Annotated in this window: 18 protein-coding genes and 1 pseudogene; 15 read left to right on the forward strand and 4 right to left on the reverse strand. The window is 43.0% G+C overall.

The window, feature by feature from the left end; all coding sequences use genetic code 11:
* Positions 1-456: 456 nt before the first annotated feature.
* Positions 457-777: a hypothetical protein gene (locus RRG12_RS19430; protein ID WP_420760393.1), complete on the reverse strand. Its 321-nt coding sequence runs from the start codon at positions 775-777 to the stop codon at positions 457-459.
* 6 nt (positions 778-783) lie between these two features.
* Positions 784-1,068 (reverse strand): hypothetical protein, encoded by a 285-nt coding sequence (locus RRG12_RS19435; RefSeq protein ID WP_420760394.1) that lies wholly within the window; start codon positions 1,066-1,068, stop codon positions 784-786.
* Positions 1,069-1,237: 169 nt separating this feature from the next.
* On the opposite strand from RRG12_RS19435, the gene RRG12_RS19440 reads away from it, so the two are divergent.
* The 5 genes from RRG12_RS19440 to RRG12_RS19460 all read left to right on the forward strand — a co-directional run bounded on the left by RRG12_RS19440 (position 1,238) and on the right by RRG12_RS19460 (position 7,184).
* A complete protein-coding gene (locus RRG12_RS19440; RefSeq protein WP_420760395.1) occupies positions 1,238-2,005 on the forward strand; it encodes a hypothetical protein in 768 nt (255 codons plus the stop codon).
* Positions 2,006-2,649: 644 nt separating this feature from the next.
* On the forward strand, positions 2,650-3,018 hold the full coding sequence (locus tag RRG12_RS19445) for a Crp/Fnr family transcriptional regulator (RefSeq protein WP_420760396.1): 369 nt from the start codon (positions 2,650-2,652) through the stop codon (positions 3,016-3,018).
* 283 nt (positions 3,019-3,301) lie between these two features.
* Entirely contained in the window at positions 3,302-3,751 is a 450-nt protein-coding gene (locus RRG12_RS19450; RefSeq protein ID WP_335103554.1) for a pyridoxamine 5'-phosphate oxidase family protein, read from the forward strand.
* Between the two features lie 196 nt (positions 3,752-3,947).
* A complete protein-coding gene (locus RRG12_RS19455; protein ID WP_420760397.1) occupies positions 3,948-6,593 on the forward strand; it encodes a cation-translocating P-type ATPase in 2,646 nt (881 codons plus the stop codon).
* A complete protein-coding gene (locus RRG12_RS19460) occupies positions 6,594-7,184 on the forward strand; it encodes a PspC domain-containing protein (protein WP_420760398.1) in 591 nt (196 codons plus the stop codon).
* A gap of 46 nt (positions 7,185-7,230) precedes the next feature.
* On the opposite strand, the gene RRG12_RS19465 is transcribed toward RRG12_RS19460, so the two are convergent.
* Together RRG12_RS19465 and RRG12_RS19470 are read right to left on the reverse strand one after the other, a co-directional pair.
* Positions 7,231-7,776, reverse strand: coding sequence for a rhodanese-like domain-containing protein (locus tag RRG12_RS19465; RefSeq protein WP_420760399.1), 546 nt, complete (start codon positions 7,774-7,776; stop codon positions 7,231-7,233).
* Positions 7,777-8,079: 303 nt separating this feature from the next.
* Positions 8,080-8,564, reverse strand: a pseudogene (locus RRG12_RS19470) (DUF4079 domain-containing protein).
* A 292-nt stretch (positions 8,565-8,856) separates the two neighbouring features.
* On the opposite strand from RRG12_RS19470, the gene RRG12_RS19475 reads away from it, so the two are divergent.
* The 10 genes from RRG12_RS19475 (at position 8,857) to RRG12_RS19520 (ending at position 15,186) form a co-directional block, all read left to right on the forward strand.
* Complete coding sequence (locus RRG12_RS19475) at positions 8,857-9,078, forward strand: YgaP family membrane protein (RefSeq protein WP_420760400.1); 222 nt, start codon at positions 8,857-8,859, stop codon at positions 9,076-9,078.
* Between the two features lie 42 nt (positions 9,079-9,120).
* Complete coding sequence (gene petC, locus RRG12_RS19480) at positions 9,121-9,657, forward strand: cytochrome b6-f complex iron-sulfur subunit (protein ID WP_420760401.1); 537 nt, start codon at positions 9,121-9,123, stop codon at positions 9,655-9,657.
* Between the two features lie 12 nt (positions 9,658-9,669).
* A complete protein-coding gene (locus RRG12_RS19485) occupies positions 9,670-10,347 on the forward strand; it encodes a DsbA family oxidoreductase (RefSeq protein WP_420760402.1) in 678 nt (225 codons plus the stop codon).
* 199 nt (positions 10,348-10,546) lie between these two features.
* On the forward strand, positions 10,547-11,209 hold the full coding sequence (locus RRG12_RS19490) for a GIN domain-containing protein (protein ID WP_420760403.1): 663 nt from the start codon (positions 10,547-10,549) through the stop codon (positions 11,207-11,209).
* A gap of 87 nt (positions 11,210-11,296) precedes the next feature.
* Positions 11,297-11,539, forward strand: a complete 243-nt coding sequence (locus RRG12_RS19495; RefSeq protein ID WP_420760404.1) for a thioredoxin family protein — start codon at positions 11,297-11,299, stop codon at positions 11,537-11,539.
* A 160-nt stretch (positions 11,540-11,699) separates the two neighbouring features.
* The gene (locus RRG12_RS19500; protein WP_229557312.1) at positions 11,700-11,867 is read left to right on the forward strand and encodes a hypothetical protein; all 168 of its coding nucleotides are present in this window, start codon (positions 11,700-11,702) and stop codon (positions 11,865-11,867) included.
* Positions 11,868-11,934: 67 nt separating this feature from the next.
* Complete coding sequence (locus RRG12_RS19505; protein WP_420760405.1) at positions 11,935-13,209, forward strand: TPM domain-containing protein; 1,275 nt, start codon at positions 11,935-11,937, stop codon at positions 13,207-13,209.
* Positions 13,210-13,217: 8 nt separating this feature from the next.
* Positions 13,218-13,997, forward strand: coding sequence for a LemA family protein (locus RRG12_RS19510; RefSeq protein WP_420760406.1), 780 nt, complete (start codon positions 13,218-13,220; stop codon positions 13,995-13,997).
* 272 nt (positions 13,998-14,269) lie between these two features.
* Positions 14,270-14,641: a permease gene (locus tag RRG12_RS19515; RefSeq protein ID WP_420760407.1), complete on the forward strand. Its 372-nt coding sequence runs from the start codon at positions 14,270-14,272 to the stop codon at positions 14,639-14,641.
* A gap of 71 nt (positions 14,642-14,712) precedes the next feature.
* Entirely contained in the window at positions 14,713-15,186 is a 474-nt protein-coding gene (locus RRG12_RS19520; RefSeq protein ID WP_420760408.1) for a rhodanese-like domain-containing protein, read from the forward strand.
* Positions 15,187-15,203 lie beyond the last annotated feature (17 nt).

Genomic DNA, 15,203 nt, shown 5'->3' on the forward strand with positions numbered 1-15,203 from the left:
AAACTTTCTTTTGTCAGAATTGCTAATTTCGGACTCCCTTAGCAAGTTAAAATCATGATTTTGATCTTGAATTTAAGCGAATAACATTTATCTGCTTGATATTAAATGGTTAAAAGACAAGAAAACTTTGAGATTGCGATCGCGCTCCAAGAGTTCAATAAATACCATGCAGATATAGCTCCCAAAGGCAGAAGACCGCGCTGCCTCTTTGTCTCAATGAGATTTTGGCTACTATAAGTCCCTTGGCTACACAAAAATTCTCCTGTACTACTAAAGAAGGATAAAAGTCAGAGTAATTTTGTGCTTTGGACTCATTTTAGTCTGATAATAGAGGGTTAATAGTTTCACTTTGGAGGAGCATTAAGAAATTTGTCTGTGTTTGCGGTGGACAGGCGAAACGCTCTGCCTCCGGTTCTTGTTTCAGCAGCCCTAAATTTATGTATGGGGTTTCTCGCTCTAGCGAACCATCCCCTCTCTTTCTTGCTTTTTCCTTTCAAATATTTCGTTTTCTATTTTTTCTCTTCTGAGTCTTTCTTTCTCTTCTCTTTCTCTCTCAAGCTGAATTAATCGCTGTTCGACTCGCTCACAATAAAAATCCAAGGCTTTACCAGTGGCTGCTCCGGTAATCGCACCACCAGCTAAAAAGATGAGGACAGTTTTCCAGCCGCTAAAGGGATTACCACTCCACTCCAGAGTACCTTCATTGAGCCATACCAATAGGAAGTAGACGAGAATTCCAATAACTGTATTGATCAGTGCAAAAACTCTCGGTGTCATTTCGGATTAACGAAGTATCAACCACTGCGCCAGGGTAAGAATCACACCAAAGATTACCGCAGCAATTCCTGAGAGAATTACATTACCTGGGAAAGTAAACGGATCTACCGCAAATTTAATGATTAGCGTGATAGTAATTGGGGCAGAGAGCAAAAAGCTCAGGAGTAAGCTAGCACTAATTGCAAGAAACCAGTAGCGACCGAGATAACCCAGGCGAAATTCTAACAACGACTCTTGTACTCCAAACAAAGTCATCCAAAATATAATACCCGCCGTTAAATAATCAAGCATTAGCCGTTGTTTTACCCATGTGCTGAAGAGGGTATTTTCTAGAATAAGCTGAAATTGAATTCAGTTGTCAGTTGTCAGAAGTCAGAATTGAATTCAGGCTCCTGACAACTGAAGTCTTTCTTGTTAACTGTGGTATTGGACTGATTTTCGTCAAAGTATTCTTTCATCAGTGCAAAATATAAAAAGCAATGAAAAACCCCAACCTGTTAAAAGGATACAGGCGCTGATGGAGTTGAGGGACAGACGCCTGTACCGTTCCACGCATCGTACTTTTGAAGAATACTGCCGCGATCGCTTCAATTATAGTCGTGATGCAGCGTACTTAAAGATTTCGGCTACTGTGGTTTATGAGAATCTTCAAAAGTTTTTGCCGACCATTGGTCGGCAAATTCCAATGCCGACCAACGAACGACAATTGCGCTTTTTGGCGAAAGCCGAGTTGGAACCGGCTGTGCAAGCGGATGTATGGCAACAGGCAGTAGAGCAAGCTGGCAATAAAATTCCATCCGGTCGCATAGTGAAAGACGTTGTGGATAGGATACGCGAAAGGACGAAAGTACCCAATCCTTACCACGTTGGGGAGATATGCGTTCTTCTGCCCAAAGATAATCCAGACTTGAGAGGTAAAGCGGGTTATTGGGGCGTAGTCAGCCATGTTGGAGACTATAGCTGTACAGTTCAAACCTGGGATGGTGACTACACTGTAAAAATCGAACACCTGAAGTTACTGGAACTATTTGATGAAGATTGTAGATTCATGCAGCAGTTATGTTTGAGGTTACGGCAGTTGCATCAAGTGGCGACCCGTGACGAGGCTGTGGATTGGCTGTTGCAGGGGTTGGGGAAACAAGCTAAACCTTATTTATCTTCGTTGCAGGCAAAATTGCTGGTGACTGTTGAGAGAGAGTACAACCTGGTTTGGAAGCAGCAGAAGTGACGATACAGCTAGTAAACAAGAGGTTAATCCAACAAATACACAATGCAACAATGCAACAATTAACTCATTGTATGAAAGCGGTAAGCGATCGCGGAGTGTCTCTAAGAGTTGCCATAACGTTAGGCTTATCGATTCAAAGAGAAATCTGAGTAGGTCATGGTGAGTGTCCTTTTATAGCCGCCAATATTGGACACTTCCTTTTCTAGATATTAATATTACCTTATTTTGACAAGAATAAGTATAAAGTTTTGCCGTCAAATATTATGTTTGAGTAAATGTTTTAGTTGATGTATAACTTATACAAATCCTCATAAAACATTCAAAAGTGGTAGAGAAAACTGAACTTATTTACCTAGCAAGATACAAGAAGGATTTGATGCTTTCTGATTTAATGATATGTCAGGCAGCTAATCAGAAAATTTGCGAAGTTCGAGAGTTAATCGACAAAAAGTAGTGTACTTTTCTGGGTTCGCCTAAAGCTATATAAACCTGAGATCGGGATAAGCTGAAACTTTGATTATGTCGTTAGTTTGGATAGGGTGAAAGCCTTATTCTTTCGTCCAAGTAATCAAATTTGAGTTCTTAACCCGAACTGACGTTATATAAAGGTTTCGTTTAAAAAAAAATAATTTGGGGTTGCTCTAATGCTAAGTCCTGTGTTAACAGTCAGTATCTTTCAAAAACAATCCGACCCTAAAGTATTTTCAGCAGGCCAAGTCATCTTTGAAGAAGGACAGCCTGGTGATGAAATGTATGGGATTCTCGAAGGAGAGATAGATATATTAGTCAATGGCAAGATTGTAGAAACCATTGATACGGGGGAAGTTTTCGATGTCGGGGTACTTGTAGGAATTAAAAATAGAACTTATACAGCGATCGCCAAGGTAGATACCAAACTGGTTTTCCTTAATGAGGAAGAGTTTCTCTTTGCTGTTCAGGAAACACCCATGTTTGCCGTAGAGGTGATGAAAAGTTACTCAAAGCGTCTGAGTCGCTTGCAGCATCTGGTCTAATGTCCAAATAATTATTAATTTATAATTATTAATTCATAATTAAAAAGACTCTACAGCAGCCCCCAATGAATTTTTAATTCATTGGTCAACAGGATAGTGGATAGTTTAGGACTTACCATTGATAGCGCAACGGTAGCAAGTTTGGAAGCGTCTTGAAATTATGAATTCTTAATTATGAATTATTTCAGTTTTCACATATCTACTCTATCTAACAACAGATGTAAGGCGGAGAATATTTCTCTTTAATACACTATCAATCAACTGAATCTTTAGGAGAATATTAATGTTAGATATTGATGAAATGAGTTCAAAAGAAATACATGAACTACTACACCAAGTAGGATACGGTCATCTTGGCTGCGTACACGAAGGCAAACCCTACGTGATGCCAATGTATTATTATCTTGAAGAAGAGGACATCTACCTGTTTACAACGGTCGGCATGAAGACTCACGACATAGATGCGAATCCAGAAATCTGCCTACAGGTTGAAGAAATTCACGGGCCCCTTCATTGGCGCAGCGTGATTGTGAATGGTCGAGCCTCACGCCTCACCGAGCATTCAGACATCGATCGCGCAATGCACTTGATCAAAGAGCGCAATACAACGCTCTCACCTGCGATCAATCGAACTTGGATTGATGCTGAGGGACGTTCAGAAGCGATCGCAATCTACCGCATCCACGAGAGTGAGATAAGTGGACGAACCACTGATGGAGTTAGCAGTCAGTGAAAATTTTTTACACAGCACTCGTTACGGGCTAAACCCTAGCTATCCGGTAACAGCACTCAGAACTGTCTCGGTGAAGAAGCGAGTTTGGAAGTGAATCAGGATAAACGTTTATATTACCTCACGAGTTCTTCAAGTTTGGTATTTAATATCAAGTTGAATAGCTCTGTTTTTGTGTTTCATAGGAAAAAGCGAGATTATGGTTTCCACCGTCGATCTCAATACCGTGGATGGCTTATCTGAGCAAGAGGCGATCGCTCGGCTCAAACAGGATGGCTACAATGAACTCCCCTCGGCTGGCTCTGGCAGTATTTTATCGTTCGCTTGGGAAACCGTTCAAGATCCGATCTTCCTCTTGCTAGTCGGTGGTGGTATCATTTATTGGATTTTAGGCGATCTACAGGAAGCCCTGATTTTGCTAGGTTTCGTCTTCTTCATCACCGGAATTAGCCTTTACCAGGAAGGTAAGACGGAACACGCCCTAGAAGCCTTGCGCGATCTTTCTAGTCCTCGCGCCTTGGTGATTCGGGATGGAGAGCGAAAACGAATTGCAGGGCGAGAAGTCGTTCGGGGAGATGTCTTGGTGTTGGCAGAAGGCGATCGCGTTCCTGCCGATGCAATGGTACTATCATGCTCAAATTTTTCAACTGATGAATCGTTACTCACTGGGGAATCCCTACCCGTTCGCAAAGTTGCTGCCGCCGGTACCGTGAAAATGGCGCGTCCAGGGGGAGACGAGTTGCCCTTTGTATATTCTGGAACCTTGGTAGTTCAAGGACAGGGAATTGCTCAAGTCCAAGCAGTGGGCGCTCAAACAGAGATGGGCAAGATTGGTAACGCTTTGCAAAAAGTCAAGCCGGAACCGACTCCCCTACAACAAGAAATGACTCGGTTGGTGAGCCGTCTGTTTGGCATCGCTTTATTGTTGTGTGTGGCAATCGTTGTTATTTATGGAATCACGCGAGGAGATTGGCTCAAAGGATTTCTCGCAGGTATTACCCTAGCAATGGCAATTTTGCCAAACGAATTTCCGGTTGTCGTGACGATTTTCTTAGCCTTGGGAGCCTGGCGAATTTCTCAGAAACACGTTTTAGCTCGTCGCGCTTCCGCCGTGGAAACCTTGGGTTCTGCAACGGTTCTGTGTGTCGATAAAACCGGGACGCTGACGCTGAATCAGATGGCTGTGCAACAGCTATTTGCATATAACCATGCAGAAAACCCTCACCCATATAATTTGGAATTGCATTTACGAGAGTCTCTCCCCGAAACGGTTCATGAATTAGTCGAGTTCTGCATTCTGGCAAGCCAAAGAGATCCTTTTGATCCAATGGAGAAAGCATTTAAGGAATTAGGTGATCGCTATCTCGCACATACTGAACATCTGCATGACGATTGGATACTGTTGCGAGAATATCCGCTCTCACCGCATCTACTAGCAATGTCTCACGTTTGGCAGTCAGCCGATGGCCAGCAGTATGAAATTGCAGCCAAAGGAGCGCCGGAAGCGATCGCGGATCTCTGTCATTTCACGCCCCAACAGCAGAGAATTATGGCAACCCAAATCAGTGAAATGGCAAATCAAGGATTGCGTGTGTTAGGCGTTGCCAAAGCCTCTCTTGTTGATGCGCCACCGCCATTTTTACCGCCTCATCCGTCCCTTAATCCAAATCATTTACCCGATGAGCAACATGACTTTCCTTTTCAATTTATCGGCTTAGTTGGACTGTCTGATCCAGTGCGTCCAAACGTTGCGGCGGCAATTCAAGAATGTTATACCGCAGGTATTCGAGTAGTTATGATTACGGGTGATTATCCTGGAACGGCTCAAACTATTGCCCGTCAGATTGGATTGATGCAAATGGGAGCCATTCTGACGGGAGCAGAATTGGATCTGATGAGTGACGTTGAACTCGAACAACGTATTCAAAGTACAAATATCTTTGCACGAGCCGTTCCCGAACAAAAATTGCGCTTAGTTAATGCTTTGAAAGCCAAGGGTGAAGTCGTTGCTATGACTGGGGATGGTGTGAATGATGCCCCGGCTCTCAAATCTGCTCAAATCGGGATTGCGATGGGACAGCGAGGCACAGATGTTGCCCGTGAGTCGGCGGCTTTAGTGTTATTGAATGATGATTTTTCGTCCATTGTGCAAGCGGTGAAACTGGGACGACGAATTTTTGATAATCTCCGTAAAGCAATGGCATATCTGCTAGCGATTCACATTCCGATCGCTGGGATGTCTTTGATTCCAGTGTTGTTTAAGCTACCGTTAGTATTACTTCCCGTTCACGTTGCCTTTCTACATTTGATTATCGATCCAGCTTGCTCCATCGTTTTAGAAGCCGAACCCGCAGAAGCAACGGTGATGCAGCGTCCTCCCCGCAACCCCAAAGAACCATTATTTGGCCGGAAAACTTTGGGTTTGGCAGTACTGCAAGGGGTGGGGATTTTGGTAATTGTTCTCGTCATCTTTATAGTTGCACTATATCGCAGACAAGGCGAACTTGATGCCCGTGCCTTAACGTTTACGACGTTGATTTTGGCAAATTTATTCCTAATTTTGAGTGAAAGTTCTTCATCTCGCCTCAGCTTAAAAATCTTGAAATCTCCCAATAATGCCCTTTGGTGGGTGATTGGTGGGGGACTGGCTTTTCTAGCGATCGTCTTGTATGTTCCCTTCTTGCGTCAATTGTTTAGCTTCTCCTTTTTACACCCAATCGACTTAGCAATTTGTTTAGGCGGTGGGGCGATCGCTCTGCTTTGGTTTGAACTATTAAAGTTACTCAATCGACCTCAACGAGTTAATCAATCTAAATCAAAAAAACATATCGAAGGAAATCTATAAATGATTTACTATCCTTTGATTTTGATACTGTTGTTTGTTGGCCCAGCGCTTTCATCGATTGCAATTTGGCGATCGCTTTCAATTCGTTGGCACTTTGTTTTGCTTGGCATAATCATCTTCTACGGGATTTTACCCCTCCTACTAACTTGGGGAGGAATGGGTTTAGCTGAACGCTTTAGTTGTCAGTCAGAAGCGATCATCTTTCGTTGTCCTAACTCTTCCTGGCTAGGAGAACTAGTTACAGGGATGTTCTTTGCCCACTGGCTGGCGATTTTTACCATCCCATCGGCTATTTTGGGTTCTATAGGACTGATTAGTTCTTTAATTGTAAAACTTAATCCATCACGCACAAAAGTAAATACTTCAGGGAAAACAACAATACCTTTTTACCGTAGTCGTCGCCACAAAGTAATTTCAGGAGTGTGTGCAGCAATTGCACAGCGATGGAAACTGCCAGTTCAAGGAGTACGGATTGTCACAGTTGCTTTAGCAGTCGTCATCCCTGGACTTGTTTGGTTACTGTACGTTTGGCTTTGGTTGGCGTTACCATTGGAGCCGCCAATCGAATCCCATTTGGTTGGTTTTAAATAATCTGCTTCGACGGCTACACATTTAACAATAATCAAAATTTCGATGACTACGACTGTCCACGTTGGTTATAGGGTAACTTTGCTAGTAAAGCAGCCATCGCACAGGTATTTGATACCCCAGCAAACACTAGCCCCGTGCCGACAAAGCCGCTAAGAATTAGAAACCAAGGCGATACAAATGCTCCTAGAATTGTACCGACAAAAACAAGTGAACCAGCAACAATTTGTACTTGCCGAAACATACTAATGGGGGCATTTATATTAATCTGAGTGGCATAGCCCGACTGCTTCCAAGCATTTAGCCCACCTTCCAGATTAATTACTGTTTCTACACCATTGGTTAAGAGTTTCTTAGCAGCTTGAGCAGATCGATTTCCAGTCTGGCAGCACAGCACTAGGCTTTTGCCTGTTTCAACGGGAATCTGGTTAATATCAAATTGAGACAATGGAACAGATTTAGCTCCATGAATCCTTTCTGCGGCGTATTCTGAAGGCTCCCGTACATCTACTAATATCGCTTGGTTATGGTCTAGCCACTGCTTGAGTGTCTCAGCCTTGATTGATTGCAGATGAGTAGAAAGTTGGTTTGTCATAAATAGTCTTTCCTAAAAATTAAACTGTTCTTCAAGCAAAAATATCTAAATAGAATATCCACTACTACACCACCCAATTAATAGAGCATCTCCTGTGAATAGGTGGGTGCTATTGACTAGATATTGCTATCTAGTTATCGGGTTTATTTAACTACTTTAATATGTCATAACATAACAATATAGGGTTATATGAATATTTTCAATGTAATTTTTCCATCTTAATTTACTGAGCGCGATCGCAGATTAATAACGATTCATATCGGATGCCGACATAAATCGTTGGTTCCGTAGGATAAATACTACTTACGCTGCACTATTCATCATCATTTGGGTAACAATCTTTTGCACAATTTGCACCCCTGTCACAGCTTGCCAGCCAAACAATCCCAGCAGAGTGAGGTTCAGCGAAATGTGGATGCTGCGAACCCAGTCATGCTTCTGCATAAAGGGAACCAACGCAGCAGAAGTGGAAATCAACCCCACCATCCCTAAGCCAGCAAACAGATGAGGGCCAATCACAATCTTGCCACTGTTGAGGTAGGTGACAGTAATTCCCCGATCGCACCCATTACCATCAGCGCCAGGAGGATAGAGCCAATTTGGTGATGCCGGATGGTGAACCGACCTTTGACCAATTCTTTCTTGATATCTCCGTCTGCCAGCCTCGTCCGTCGAACTTGCACACCCAAGTACATGGCATAGAGCGCAACGACCAGCAAGATCCACATAGTAACAGGGTGAAAAAAGCTGAGATAAGGCTTGAGAGCCGCTAAACTTTCCGAACTCATAATAGGTATTTCCAAATTAGCTATAGAGAATTAATCACAAAAAAAGTATGGCATCCTGTTGTTTGAAATCATGTTTGAATACTGGATAAACTGTATGAATTGTACTAGAAACATATAAATGCTGATATTAAAAACTCCCAGCTATTTAGGGGTTATAATTAAAGAGAAGATAAGAAAAAAATTGCAATCCCTTGAGAGTTGCTTCTCGCATAATTGCACCAAGGGTTTTCTAAGGGTTTCGCAGCCCATTCAAGATTTTCCCAAGGGTTTTGTAGCCCATTCAATATTGGAGATGACAGTTCTGAAAACGAATGTTGGTTCGTTAGATCGCCTGATCCGTCTGTTGTTGGCTTCGGCGTTGTTTTATCTAGGACTTTTCCCTTACAGCAGTACAGGATTGGGTATTGGTCTTATCGTTGCAGGTAGCGTATTGCTGGTGACAGCTTTAGTAGGATTTTGCGGTCTTTATAGCCTCCTGGGAATTCATACCAGCCATACCAACGAGCAACTTTAACTTTAAAGGGATTCACTCATCAACTTTATAAGGAGATCCATAATGGATACTAGTATTCCAATCGAAAGTCCATCCCTATCAAGACGGCAACTACTCAACTTTATTACCGGAGCAACTGTTGCTGCTACAGCTGGTGCTGCGCTCTATCCTGCTGGCAAATTCTTTATTGCTCCAGGCGAAAAAACGGGAGCAGGGGGTGCTATTCTTGCTAAAGATATTCTAGGGAAACAAATCCCCGCCTCGCAAATTCTGGCTGAACCGCCCCAAAGCCGCGCCCTGGTTGCAGGTTTGGCAGGAGAACCCACTTATCTGATTGTCAAAGAAGATCGCACCCTGGATCATATTGGGCTTGTCGATAACTGCACTCACCTCGGTTGTACCTTCCCCTGGAACGCCCTAGATCAGCAGTTTCAATGTCCCTGTCATGGTTCCCGTTATGCCCCAGATGGGGCGGTGGTGCGTGGCCCGGCTCCTCTACCGCTCAAGATTGTCCAGGTTGCAGTGATCGATAACAGCATTTTAATCTCGCCGTGGACGGAAACTGATCCTCGCACTGGAAAGAAACCCTGGTGGGTCTAAGGATGAAGTGATATGGAACCGATTCGTATTTTTTACTTTTCCGATGTTCTCTGCGTTTGGGCTTATATTGCTCAGATTCGTTTGGATGAGTTGAAAACAACCTTTGAAGACAAAATTGCGATCGCACAGCACTTTGTCCCCGTCTTTGGTGTTGCTCGTGAAAAACTGGAAAACCGATGGCGCGATCGCGGTGGTTTGCAAGGATACAGCAATCATGTCCAAGAGGTTGTGAAAAAGTTCGATCACATCACCGTTCATCCTGATATTTGGACTCACGTTACACCATTTTCATCGACATCTTGTCATTTGTTTCTCCATGCAATTCAACTACTAGAAACAAAGGATTTAGTAGAGCGAAATCAACAGGTATTTGAAAAAGCAACCTGGGCATTTCGGGAGGCGTTTTTTACTCAACTGGCAAACGTTTCTGACCGCAAGGTGCAATTTCAAATTGCGGAGGAGTTAAGACTGCCGATCGCAGCTATCCAAGCTCAGATCGATAGTGGTGAGGCTTATGCCAAGCTATCCCAGGATTTTGAATTAGTCAAAGAGCATACAGTTACAGTCAGCCCCACCCTGATTTTTAATGAAGGACGGCAGAGACTCAATGGCAATGTGGGCTATCGGGTTATCGAAGCCAATATTCGGGAGTTACTGCACAATCCTTCGGGAGAACAATCTTGGTGTTAGGGATATTGCGTTACAGCAGATTGCGCTCTAATCGAGTACACGTAGAGACGTAGTACTGCTACGCCTCTACAAGGTTTTGGGTTTTATATATGTACTTCATTTACCTGAAATCTGCTGTAATTGAAAGCTGCGATCGCAATCAAAATGCACCCATGAAAAAACCACTTTTATTTGATAAACGCTTATAGCGTTCAAAACAATGAGATCGAAGCTATACGGCTTGGTTGTGTGTTTAACAGCTTTGAGCCTGTTCACAGGCTGCTCTCTAAATTTGGGTGGGCTTAGAGGCTCTGGAATAGTTAAGACCGAATCTAGAGAAGTAGGTCGATTCTCATCCATTTCTAGTAAATCCGTAGGTAAAATCACGATACAGCAGACGGGAAAAGAATCCCTAACGATCACCGCAGATGACAACATTCTGCCGTTGCTAGAAAGTCGTGTAGCTGACAATGTTCTGTATCTCACCATCATGAAAGATACCAATATGAATCCCACCAAGCCCATTCAGTTCGTTGTGGAGGTGAAGAGCCTAGAGAGCTTGAATATAGATGGTGTTGGTAGTGTTGAGGTAAAGGATATCCAAGGTAAACAGTTGTCGATTTCCCTTGATGGGGTGGGTAGCATGACAATCGCCGGAAGTGTTGATGTGCTGGAACTCAATCTTTCCGGGGTGGGAAGTTTCCAAGGTGAGAATTTCAAGACTAAGCAGGCTACGGTTCGCAATAGCGGCGTGGGGAGTGCTGTGGTTAATGTCACTCAGCAGTTAGATGCAACTGTATCCGGCGTGGGTTCAATAGAGTATATTGGCTCTCCTCAAGTTCGGGAATCTGGGCGGGGCGTGGGGTCAGTTAAGAAACGGTAGCGATAAGCCAGAGGCTTTACGCTGCGCGTATCGCTTGGATTCAGTAGAGAGAGAACTGAATTAGAGAATACAAAAAGGAGTTATGTCATGAATGCTATCAAGATTGAAATTTTGGGTACAGGCTGCAAAAAGTGCCAACAGCTAGAAGCAAATGCTAAAGAAGCTGTAACTAATCTCAATTTAACTGCTGAAGTTTCACATATTACCGACCCAATCGAAATTGCTAAACGAGGTGTGATGTCTACTCCCGCCATGATAATCAATGGCAAAGTTGTCAGCAAAGGTCAAGTAATCAGTCCCGAACAAATTCAGCCCTTATTGCAGCGTTAAACAGGCAAAGTTATGTTCGAGCTTTTTTATCCGTTTGATTGGTTGGCAACTCAGATTGTCACCCAATTGGGCTTGTCGATTTCATCGCATTTAGGATCGAGTCTGCACTTCTTTCTTTACGATGTGCCAAAAGTCTTAACATTAAAGATGATTAAGAAAAATGATTAAGCCTAAAAATTTGTATCGCGGACACTCAATGGAAAAAGTTGGTCACGGTAAAAGAGCGGTATTTAAAACAACTATCAACGAAAAAGAATGGTCTGCCGTGACTGAATTAAACGTAAAAACAGCAATTGATGCTTGGATTGATGAAGGAATAGAGCCGTAGTTTAGATATGAATAGCTATTTTATTCGCTCACACAATTCTTACAAGAGAAAGTCACAATAGAAACTGATGGCAATCAAAGTAAGCTTCAAACCATTTTGGCTGAAAGTGAAAGTAATAAAATTTAATCTACTCAAGCCAAAACGTATTTTTTGGGTCAGTGTCTTTTCCTGCGTGTTCTTGCTTTTTCCTATTTCTGGCTTGGCTGTAACCGTACAAGAAGTTCCAAATCCCCGCAAAGAGTATGGTGGTTGGGTAACTGATATGGCAGGAATTCTCAACGACGAGACAGAAGCCCAAATCAATCAGATGGTTTCTGAATTGGAGGCAAAAAAAGGAATGGAAATGGCAGTAGTAACCGTGCCAGAAACAAGTTCTGCTGCATCACCGAAAACATTTGCCAGCGAATTGTTTAATTTTTGGGGAATCGGTAAGAAAAGACAAGGTAATGGTGTACTAGTTTTGATCTCTGTAGGTGATCGGCGTGTAGAAATTGAAACGGGTTATGGTGTAGAAGCGATTTTACCTGATGCCAAAGTAGGAAATATTATCGATACTCAAATCATTCCCCACTTCAAAAAAGGAGATTTTGCAGGCGGTACACTGGCAGGAACCAAAGCATTAATAGTAGTTCTCAAGTCGGATCAACCATCATCTGGAAGTCAGGTAACACCACCAGACACTCAAACAACCCCAAATAACACAGGTGGCGGGATTGTATGGGGAGTTTTAGCTGGAGGTGGAATAATAACACTGGCAGCAGGAAGTGCTGTTTACCTAACTCGTCCTCGTAAAATCTTCATTGCACCAGAAGGGCGCACTCGTAAGAGTGAAGGCAACTACACTTTTTTGTGTGCTAATTGTCAAAAGCCAATGAAACAAGTAGACGATTCTACAGTCCAATCCTATCTGAACAAACCAGAAATAACAGCACAAAAACTAGGTAGTATTAAGTTTCAGGGTTGGAGATGTCTTAGTTGCACTCACAAAACAACTGGTAATGGGTTCCATATTGTTGCCCAACAGTCCCATTCCTCCAGATTTCGCCAGTGCCCTCAATGTAATGAATTGACTCTCACTCATGACGAGAAAACTGTTCAATCACCTACACGAGCTAGTAATGGAAAACGACTAATTACTGATGAGTGCCACAATTGTTCTTACCATAATCAGCGAGAGGAAATAATTCCTCGTTTGCCTCCACCACCACCTCCCAGCAGTTCTTGGGGTAGCGGTGGCGGCGGTGCTGGTGGTAGCTTCGGTGGCGGCAGTAGCAGTGGTGGTAGCGGTGGTAGCTTCGGTGGTGGCAGTAGCGGTGGCGGCGGTGCTGGTGGTAGTTGGTAAATAATTTTATGAGCAGTCAAGATAAAAGAATTCCCGAAGATTTTGCCCCAGAAGTGCTGGAGCTAGCCTCGCGCTATTATGCCAATCACACTCAAAGTTATTCAGCTTCGGAGTTGGTAGTCGCAGGTAAAGAAGTTGATATTCCTGCTGAATTTATTCAGCAAGCCATTCTGGATGTACAAGCAAGGCATAAGCAACAACAACAGCAACAACAGCAATTAGCCTATCGGTATCAAAGACTACTAATGGTTGTCACTGGCGTAATAGCTGCACTGAGTGTCTGGAGTGCCTGGACTTACAACTCCATCCAAAATAGTAACTCCAGAGTAAAAGCAGCTTGGGCACAAGTCGAAAATCAACTCCAACGACGTGCTGATTTGATCCCTAACCTTGTGAATGTCACCCAAGCTTATGCCAAACAGGAAAAAGAGTTAGTTTCTTTATTAATCCGATCACGCCAAGCTTATTTGCAAGCAACGACTCCCGATCAAAAGGGTGCTGCAACAGTGCAAGTTAATCAAGCAATTGACCGTTTCCGTGATTATGCCAGCGTCAATCCCCAATTACAATCAAGCCAACTATTTACCAATCTTCAATACGAACTTACGGGTACTGAAAATCGTTTAGCTGTAGAGAGAATGCGTTATAATCAAGCAGTGCAAGCTTATAATCAAAAAATTCAAAGTTTTCCTAACTTCTTAGTTTCTAATACTCTTGGGTTTGAGAAGAAAGAATTTTTCCAAGCTACAAATACTGGTATTCCCAAAATTGAAATTTTTGGGGAATGAAAAGTAATAATAACCTAGCGTGGCAAAACTTACTAGAGAAGAGAGGAAATCCTGTAATCTTGACCTTGTAGCGAAATAATGGTGCAAAAACTTGGCATGAAATTGTTTAAAACCAGAGGCAACATCGTTTGAAGTACTCGATTGTGTTCAAAAAAAATGCCCCTCGTGCGGTCAAGCAATGCCTCTAGAAGGGGAAGACAACCTAGAACCAGTGGCGTTAACCTGGGGACAAAGAAAGATTTAAGCAAGGAAGATTCCAATCCAGCGAAATTGTGCGATCGGTTTGGCTTTATGTGGTGATCGGAATTGCGATCGGTGCAGGGATTCATGGTTATGTGCCGACAGATTTTATTACCCAATATGCAGGTGCGAATAATCCTTTTGCAGTGCCGATCGCAGTAATTTTAGGTGTTCCACTCTATGCGAATATTGCGGGTGTAATGCCAATTACTGAAGCTTTAGTAAATAAAGGAATGCCTATGGGTACAGTTTTAGCTTTCACAATGGCGGTAACAGCATTATCTCTTCCTGAAATGGTGATTCTCAAAAAAGTGCTACGACTCCAATTATTAGCCGTATTTGTCGGGTTAATGACCGTTGGCATTATCAGCATCGGCTACATATTCAACGCCATAATTAATTGACTTCCTCTCTTACAATTGCAAAATATATGATATTTAAGAAATCAATTCAGACCATATTGCTGGGATTTGCTATGTGTTTTTGCCTCTTGATTGGTGTTGGGCAAAACCCGATCCTAGCAGCAACTCTCACGGAGGCTGAATCGATATCTCAAGAAAGGATGCAAACTCTGCCTGAATCCCGCAATCTAGAATCGGGAGTCGATCGCTTTCTCACGTCGATTCCAGTAGGCTATTACACGATCGCCAGTGTCGAAGAATTGAAAAGCCTGTTAAAGAAGTCTCAACCCATGTTAGTAGATGTGCGAGAAGTCTCTGAGTATCGGTCTGGACATATACCTAACGCAATTAACATTCCCCTAAGAACCCTGTCGCACAATCTGAATCAAATTCCACGCACTCGCCCCGTGGTGTTGTACTGTTCTTCCGGTTATCGCTCGGCAATGGGAGTAATGACACTGCACCTATTAGGCTATGAGAATGTGCAAGGTTTCCCACCTAGCTTTGTCGGTTGGAAAAACGCAAAAGAGGCGATCGCGTCCAGGTAATGCACAAAAATAATTAC

The sequence above is a fragment of the Nostoc sp. CALU 546 genome, from assembly GCF_048836525.1.

What these genes read in the sequence shown, in the direction of transcription:
- petC (WP_420760401.1), top strand. Translation starts at nt 9,121, where the DNA reads ATGGATACTAGTATTCCAATCGAAAGTCCATCCCTATCAAGACGGCAA.
- RRG12_RS19505 (WP_420760405.1), top strand. Translation starts at nt 11,935, where the DNA reads ATGGCAATCAAAGTAAGCTTCAAACCATTTTGGCTGAAAGTGAAAGTA.
- RRG12_RS19520 (WP_420760408.1), top strand. Translation starts at nt 14,713, where the DNA reads ATGTGTTTTTGCCTCTTGATTGGTGTTGGGCAAAACCCGATCCTAGCA.
- RRG12_RS19465 (WP_420760399.1), bottom strand. Translation starts at nt 7,776, where the DNA reads ATGACAAACCAACTTTCTACTCATCTGCAATCAATCAAGGCTGAGACA.
- RRG12_RS19475 (WP_420760400.1), top strand. Translation starts at nt 8,857, where the DNA reads ATGACAGTTCTGAAAACGAATGTTGGTTCGTTAGATCGCCTGATCCGT.
- RRG12_RS19435 (WP_420760394.1), bottom strand. Translation starts at nt 1,068, where the DNA reads ATGCTTGATTATTTAACGGCGGGTATTATATTTTGGATGACTTTGTTT.
- RRG12_RS19455 (WP_420760397.1), top strand. Translation starts at nt 3,948, where the DNA reads ATGGTTTCCACCGTCGATCTCAATACCGTGGATGGCTTATCTGAGCAA.
- RRG12_RS19430 (WP_420760393.1), bottom strand. Translation starts at nt 777, where the DNA reads ATGACACCGAGAGTTTTTGCACTGATCAATACAGTTATTGGAATTCTC.
- RRG12_RS19500 (WP_229557312.1), top strand. Translation starts at nt 11,700, where the DNA reads ATGATTAAGCCTAAAAATTTGTATCGCGGACACTCAATGGAAAAAGTT.
- RRG12_RS19445 (WP_420760396.1), top strand. Translation starts at nt 2,650, where the DNA reads ATGCTAAGTCCTGTGTTAACAGTCAGTATCTTTCAAAAACAATCCGAC.
- RRG12_RS19510 (WP_420760406.1), top strand. Translation starts at nt 13,218, where the DNA reads ATGAGCAGTCAAGATAAAAGAATTCCCGAAGATTTTGCCCCAGAAGTG.
- RRG12_RS19485 (WP_420760402.1), top strand. Translation starts at nt 9,670, where the DNA reads ATGGAACCGATTCGTATTTTTTACTTTTCCGATGTTCTCTGCGTTTGG.
- RRG12_RS19490 (WP_420760403.1), top strand. Translation starts at nt 10,547, where the DNA reads ATGAGATCGAAGCTATACGGCTTGGTTGTGTGTTTAACAGCTTTGAGC.
- RRG12_RS19495 (WP_420760404.1), top strand. Translation starts at nt 11,297, where the DNA reads ATGAATGCTATCAAGATTGAAATTTTGGGTACAGGCTGCAAAAAGTGC.
- RRG12_RS19460 (WP_420760398.1), top strand. Translation starts at nt 6,594, where the DNA reads ATGATTTACTATCCTTTGATTTTGATACTGTTGTTTGTTGGCCCAGCG.
- RRG12_RS19450 (WP_335103554.1), top strand. Translation starts at nt 3,302, where the DNA reads ATGTTAGATATTGATGAAATGAGTTCAAAAGAAATACATGAACTACTA.